Origin of the sequence: Geobacillus sp. B4113_201601 (assembly GCF_001587475.1) — a bacterium.
Lineage (GTDB): Bacteria > Bacillota > Bacilli > Bacillales > Anoxybacillaceae > Geobacillus > Geobacillus icigianus.
Window position 1 is genome coordinate 1 of sequence record NZ_LQYX01000044.1, and the last position, 536, is coordinate 536.

Below are 536 nucleotides of genomic sequence, written 5' to 3' on the forward strand. Positions count from 1 at the left end.
GCCAAACAAGCGAATGCCCCCAGACCCATTGATGATCGCTGTGAGAGAAATGCCAGTCACACCCTTGAATGGCGTGCGTTGCCCGTGACGAAGGCTTCGTTTTTTGGCAAATGGGATCATCCATCGAAACAAAAAGGGGTTGATTCTCCCGTTTGGCCAGGCGTTCGATCTGGCGAAGGATCCATTCTTGCAGCTTCTCAAGCAGTTTTTCCTCGTTCCAAGGGCTTTTCGTGAAAAAGTGGCTCAGTGTCGTTCGATGATTCGGATGAAAACTCCAGTGATGGACATCGGTCAATGTTCCCGAACATCCCTTGGTCGTCAAGGCGTCGACAAGATGAACGAGATGCTTGATGACCGGTTTCGAGAAATAAAGCGCCAACCCCAACGTCATGAAAAACTTGTGGATTCCTTGATGGTGTGCTAATCTATTCATGAGACATGAACCTCCTTGTGTGAATGGGTTTGAGCACATCTATTTTACTCAAGGGGCTGGGTTCATGTCTCCTTTTTTGTTTAGTTTATGTTAGCGAATTTAC

General features: G+C 47.2%; 1 pseudogene. It reads right to left on the reverse strand.

Annotated elements, in window-relative coordinates:
* A pseudogene (locus B4113_RS07020) lies at positions 1–433 on the reverse strand (IS701 family transposase); the annotation flags it as partial.
* Positions 434–536 lie beyond the last annotated feature (103 nt).